This window comes from Leyella stercorea (genome assembly GCF_021531355.1).
In the GTDB taxonomy this organism is placed as follows: domain Bacteria; phylum Bacteroidota; class Bacteroidia; order Bacteroidales; family Bacteroidaceae; genus Prevotella.
In genome coordinates this window covers 1-6,468 of the sequence record NZ_JADYTS010000110.1, presented here as the reverse complement: position 1 = coordinate 6,468, position 6,468 = coordinate 1, and the positions used below count along the sequence as shown (strand labels likewise).

4 protein-coding genes and 1 tRNA gene are annotated in these 6,468 nt (G+C 51.5%); 3 read left to right on the top strand and 2 right to left on the bottom strand.

Going from position 1 to position 6,468, the window contains the following annotated elements:
* Nucleotides 1–91 precede the first annotated feature (91 nt).
* Nucleotides 92–1,453 carry a sulfatase family protein gene (locus I6E38_RS14020; RefSeq protein WP_235394574.1) on the top strand — a complete coding sequence of 454 codons (1,362 nt, stop codon included), beginning with the start codon at nt 92–94 and terminating at the stop codon, nt 1,451–1,453.
* Between the two features lie 234 nt (nt 1,454–1,687).
* Here the strand turns inward: I6E38_RS14020 and I6E38_RS14015 are convergent.
* Together I6E38_RS14015 and I6E38_RS14010 are read right to left on the bottom strand one after the other, a co-directional pair.
* Nucleotides 1,688–1,761, bottom strand: a tRNA-Arg gene (locus I6E38_RS14015).
* A 127-nt stretch (nt 1,762–1,888) separates the two neighbouring features.
* On the bottom strand, nt 1,889–3,058 hold the full coding sequence (locus tag I6E38_RS14010) for a Gfo/Idh/MocA family protein (protein WP_235394573.1): 1,170 nt from the start codon (nt 3,056–3,058) through the stop codon (nt 1,889–1,891).
* 126 nt (nt 3,059–3,184) lie between these two features.
* On the opposite strand from I6E38_RS14010, the gene pheT reads away from it, so the two are divergent.
* Nucleotides 3,185–5,647 (top strand): phenylalanine--tRNA ligase subunit beta, encoded by a 2,463-nt coding sequence (gene pheT / locus I6E38_RS14005; protein WP_235394572.1) that lies wholly within the window; start codon nt 3,185–3,187, stop codon nt 5,645–5,647.
* A gap of 35 nt (nt 5,648–5,682) precedes the next feature.
* Complete coding sequence (locus tag I6E38_RS14000; RefSeq protein ID WP_235394571.1) at nt 5,683–6,420, top strand: YebC/PmpR family DNA-binding transcriptional regulator; 738 nt, start codon at nt 5,683–5,685, stop codon at nt 6,418–6,420.
* Nucleotides 6,421–6,468 lie beyond the last annotated feature (48 nt).

Sequence of the window (6,468 nt, the reverse complement as noted above, 5' to 3'; positions counted from 1 at the left end):
TACTAAAAATCAGCGATATATACAACCTTTTACTCATATTTGTCAACTTAAATTAATTCCGCCAACGGGTTAATAGAACAATAATAAAGAAATGAGACATCTACTGAAACCCCTGCTGGCACTTGCGCCTATCACAACGATGGCTGCACAGCGCCCCAACATCATCTACATCATGACCGACCAACAGACAGCTACCGCCATGAGCTGCATTGGCAACACCGACCTTCACACTCCTAACATCGACCGACTGGCTGCCGCTGGCGTGACATTCACCAACGCCTACTGCTCGTCGCCGCTCAGCGGACCATCGCGCGCATCAATGTTCACGGGGTACATGGCTCACGAACTGGGAGTGGAGCGCAACGGCACACCCATACCCGACTCCGTACGCACACGAACACTCGGCACACTCGTGGGCGAAGCCGGATACGAATGCGCCTACGCCGGAAAATGGCACGCTCATACAGCCTCAATACCCGACGGCGAATTCGGATTCCGCAACATACACAACCACGACGATGCCGGACTGGCTGAAGTATGCGTCGACTTCCTCAACAAGCACAGCAAACCAGAGCGCCCCTTCTTCCTCGTGGCATCGTTCGACAATCCGCACAATATCTGCGAGTTTGCACGTCAGCAGAACATGCCGTTTGCCGACATCACAGTGCCCGACGTAAGCCAATGCCCGGGTCTGCCTGCCAACTACGCCATAAGCCCATATGACGCCGACATACTACAGCGCGAGAAGTCGCTCAACTATTCGGCTTACCCAACAACATCATACACCGACGACGACTGGCGCCGCTACCGCTACGCCTACTACCGACTGGTGGAGCATGTGGACAAGGAAATAGGCAAAATAGTGGATGCAATAGACAAGAATTCGCTATGGCGCAACACCGTAGTGATATTCACCAGCGACCACGGCGACGGTACAGGAGCACACCACTGGAACCAGAAGTCGGCTCTTTATGACGAAGTGACCAACATTCCGCTGATTGTCGTGCTACCCGGCAAGAAGAACGCCGGCAAACAATTGCCACAACTCATCAACAACGGTCCCGACTTCTTCTCCTCAATATGCGACTGGGTCGGTGCCAGCACACCGCAAGGCACACGTGGCGTTTCGTTCCGTTCTATTGCCGAAAGCGGCAACGCCAACGCATCGCACCAACCCTATGTAGTAACCGAAACGATGTTTGACAAGGGTTCGGGCACACTTGGATGGTCACTGCGCACTCCCGACTTCAAATATGTGATGTACGACAAGGGCCGCTATCGCGAACAGCTCTACGACATGCGCCGCGACCGTGGCGAGACACGCAACCTCGCCGTGGAGAGCGCATACGCAGAAACATTGGCACAGCACCGCCGCATGCTTGAAGAGTGGATGAACAACTACAATGTCAAGTCATCGCGTGCCGACGTGCCGTATGTGCCACGACAGAAGTAAAAACAAGCCCCTTCACAAGATGTAGTCCATTCGTATTTCAAATGCATTTCATATGATGTGCGAATGGACTACATTTGAAATATGGACGGACAACATTTGAAAAACGGAAGTAAAACGGATTAGCTCTGGCTACAACGAGAATTTTATTTGATTACGAGAACGCCATAGGAGGGCTATGGCTATAAGCATAAAAAAAGAGGATTTTACTTTCGTAAAATCCTCTTCAAACGTTTGTGACTCCGGCAGGATTCAAACCTGCAACCTTCTGATCCGTAGTCAGATGCTCTATTCAGTTGAGCTACGGAGCCAAACCTTGTTTGCTTTATGGAAGCGTTGTTCCTTAAAAGCGAGTGCAAAGGTATAGCTTTTTATTTAAACCTCCAAACTTTTCAGAACTTTTTTCAAGAAAAAGTATCTTTTTTTCTTCAAACACTATCACTTTTGACTCATATTTGGACAAAACACCGGAATTTCTACGGGTTTGCAACCATTTTGCGCTGAGATTCGCGTCAATTCGGTGAGACATGACCATTCGGCAGCGTCATATACGTCGATATCAAGCGGCAATCCGTTGTTAAGACAATATATCAGACGTGCGTCCATAGCGTAGTTCATTGCATTGGGCACCTTCATAGCCTCACCCTTGCGCAATAACTGTGCGGCATCGGCTGCGTCAAACTGGCTCATATACCTCTCGGCAGCATCGCCTGTGAAGCATTCCTCGCCATCGTTGACCGTTGGAAGCGGATATTTCTGCACGAACGCCTTAGTTCCGCACACAGTCTGAAGACGATTGTAGGGTCGATGAGTGGTCACGTCGAGCTGAAGCATGATGCTCACGCCACGTTCCGTCTGTATGAGAGTGGTGTTGACCCTACCTAAGGGCAGTCCGGCTTCCTTAGCTCCAGCCGATGTCATGCTGACAAGCCTAAGCATACGGTCGGTGCGGTGAAATCCCAGCAACTGCCCTATCGGCCCAATGCCGTGCGTAGGATAAGGATTGCCGCCATGCGTGAGGCATCCGCGCTCAATCCAGCTTGTGTTGCTCTCGCCACACTCGTTGTCGGTTGAGAGGTCGTGTATATAGGCTCCCTCGCAATGGGTAATCTCGCCGAAGAGTCCGCGACGGTGCATCTCGAGAGTTTCGAGCGCAAAATAGTCGTAGCAGCAGTTCTCCGTCATAAAACAGTGGCGCTGGGTCTGCTCGGCAGTATGCACCAGAAGCCAGCACTCCTCCACCGTAGTGGCAGCTGGAACCTCTACAGCCACATGCTTGCCGCAGCGCATAGCGTGTACAGCCATCTGGGTATGGGTGCGCCATTCCGTACATATATATATAAGGTCTATATCTGGCAGTTGGCAAGCCTCTTTCCATGCATCAGGTCCGCAGAGCGTGAGTGCTTCCTTGCGCCCGCTGTCGCGCAGCAACTTGTTGGCACGTGCCAGCCGCTGGCTGTCCACATCGACAATACAGCTTATCTCGGCATTGTCGATAAAAGCATAGCGCACCAGAGTCTTTGTGCCACGATTGCCCAATCCCACAAGTGCAATGCGCACCTTGGGAATAGCCGGACAACGTAATAGAAATGCTGATTTATAGTTCATAGCGCAAAATTACAAACTTTTTTCCGGTTTTCATAAACACGACATTATTTCATACGTTTTTTTGTACACTACAAGAATAATTATTAATTTTGCACCAAGTTTTGAGTATACTTAAAAATCATTATAATGGAGATTTCATATAAATGGCTTAAGGAGTATGTCGATTTCGACCTCACTCCGCAGGAAACAGCCGACGCGCTGACCTCATGCGGACTCGAAGTTGACGCTCTTGAAGAGGTACAGACCATTAAGGGTGGACTGAAGGGACTGTACGTGGGCAAGGTATTGACTTGCGAATTGCATCCTAATTCAGACCACTTGCACATAACAACCGTTGATCTTGGCAAAGCAGAGCCGCAGCAGATTGTTTGCGGTGCGCCCAACGTGGCTGCCGGACAGAAGGTTATCGTTGCCGACCTGGGCTGCGTGCTCTACGACGGTGACAAGGAATTCGTTATCAAAAAGTCGAAGTTGCGCGGCGTTGAGAGCCTTGGCATGATTTGCGCCGAGGACGAAATAGGCGTTGGCACAAGCCACGACGGCATCATCGTATTGCCCGAGGACGCACCCGTAGGCCAGCCCGCAGCCGAATATTATCACTTGGAGAGCGACTGGATTATCGAGATTGACATCACAGCCAACCGATCTGACGCACTCAGCCACTGGGGTGTGGCACGCGACCTGTACGCTTGGCTCAAGCGCAACGGCCACGCCACATTGCTCCACCGTCCCGACTGCTCTGAGTTTGCAGTAGACAACCACGATCTGCCCATCGATGTTGAGATTGAAAACACCGAGGCTTGCAAGCGCTACGCATGCGTGAGCATCAGCGGATGTGAGGTCAAGGAGAGTCCCGAATGGCTTCAGAACAAGCTGAAGGTAATCGGTCTGCGTCCTATCAACAACATCGTCGACATCACCAACTACGTGATGATGGCATACGGCCAGCCTATGCACTGCTTCGATGCCGACATGGTGAAGGGCTCGAAGATAGTAGTTCGCACACAGCCAGAGGGCACTAAGTTCGTCACACTCGACGGCGAGGAGCACACACTCGGCGAGCACGACCTGAGCATCTGCAACGCCGAGGAGCCCATGTGCATTGCCGGCATCTTCGGAGGCAAGGGTTCGGGCACATACGACACAACAAAGAACGTAGTGCTTGAGAGCGCATATTTCCACCCGACATGGATTCGTAAGAGCGCACGCCGCCACGGATTGAGCACCGACGCAAGCTATCGCTTCGAGCGTGGCATCGACCCCAACGGCACCATCTACGCTCTGAAGCAGGCTGCCATACTGTGCAAGCAGCTGGCAGGCGGCAAGGTGAGCATGGAGATAAAGGATGTTTATCCCAACCCTATCAACGACGCCCGCGTTCAGCTTGACTTCGAGTATGTAGACCGTCTCATCGGAAAGAATATAGGCAACGACATGATCCGCTCTATCGTTGAGAGCCTCGACATGAAGATTGTATCTGAGACTGAGACAGGACTGGAACTCGACGTTCCTGCATACCGTGTCGACGTGCAGCGTCCGTGCGATGTAGTTGAGGACATCCTGCGCATCTACGGATATAATAATGTGGAGATTCCGACACAGCTCAAGAGCTCGCTCACCATACCAAGCGACATTGACAAGGCTTATCACCGCCAGAACGTAATCGGCGAACAGCTCGTAGGCTGCGGCTTCCGCGAGATTCTTAACAACTCGCTCACCAAGACCGCTTACTACACCGAGCTCAACAAATATACCGAGGAGACTACCGTGAAGGTGATGAACCCTCTGAGCAACGACCTCGGCGTAATGCGCCAGTCACTTCTCTTCGGCGGACTGGAGAGCATCAGCCGCAACATTAACCACAAGATGCCTAACCTCCGCTTCTTCGAATTCGGCAACTGCTATCACTATTCGCCCGAAAAGAAGAACGACGAGGACCCGATAAAGGCTTACACCGAGGAGATGCACCTTGGAATGTGGACCACCGGAAAGCGCGTTGAAGGCTCATGGGCTCACGCCGACGAGAAGACTTCGTTCTACGAACTTAAGGCTTACGTCATAAACATATTCACCCGTCTGGGTGTTAATCCTGGTATCGTAGTGACAGAAACATCCGACAACAACATATTCGGCAAGGCTCTGGCACTCAAGGCACGCTCGGGCAAGGTGCTCTGCGAGATGGGTACTGTATGCCACAAGCTTCTGAAGAAGATGAACATCGACCAGGACGTGTTCTACGCCGACATCAACTGGGACAACGTGATGCGCGCCATCAAGAAGAACGAGGTGCTCTATCACGACATCAGCAAGTTCCCATCGGTAAGCCGCGACCTCGCACTGCTCATCGACAAGAGCGTTGAGTTTGAGCAGATTGAGCAGATTGCACGCCAGACAGAGAAGAAGCTCCTCAAGAGCGTCGAACTCTTCGACGTGTACGAAGGCAAGAACCTGCCTGAAGGCAAGAAGAGCTACGCCGTCAACTTCATCCTGCAGGACGAGACCAAGACTCTCAACGACAAGCAGATTGAGGCTATCATGACCAAGCTCATCAACAACCTCAAGCAGAAGCTGAACGCAGAACTGAGATAATAACAATAAAAAAACAATAAATACAAAACAATAAAATGGGAAGAGCATTTGAATACCGCAAGGCTACAAAGCTGAAGCGTTGGGGCCACATGGCCAAGACATTCACCCGTCTGGGCAAGCAGATTGCCATCGCCGTTAAGGCAGGCGGTCCGGAACCGGAAAACAACCCGTCACTTCGTTCAATCATCGCTACATGTAAGCGTGAGAACATGCCGAAGGACAACATCGAGCGTGCTATCAAGAACGCTATGGGCAAGGACCAGAGCGAATACAAGGAAGTAACATACGAGGGATATGGCCCTCACGGTATCGCTATCTTCGTTGACACACTGACCGACAACACCACACGTACTGTAGGCGACGTTCGCTCGGTATTCAACAAGTTTAACGGTACTCTCGGCACAACAGGTTCACTGGCTTACCTCTTCGACCACAAGTGTGTGTTCACATTCAAGAAGAAGGACGGCGTAGACATGGAAGAGCTTATCCTTGAGCTCATCGACTTCAACGTTGAGGACGAATTTGACGAGAACGAGGAAGAAGGCACAATCACCATCTACGGCGACGACGTAAAGGCTTACGCACAGATCCAGAAGTTCCTTGAGGACCAGGGCTTCGAGGACATCGGCGGCGAGTTTACATACGTGCCAAACGACCTGAAGGACATCGACGCTGAGCAACGTGCTACTATCGACAAGATGGTAGAGCGTCTTGAGGACTTCGACGACGTTCAGAACGTTTATACAAACATGAAGCCTGAGGAGGGCGAGTAAACAATATTAAACTAAAAGCCCCACCCCCTTGCCCCTCCCCCGTAGGGA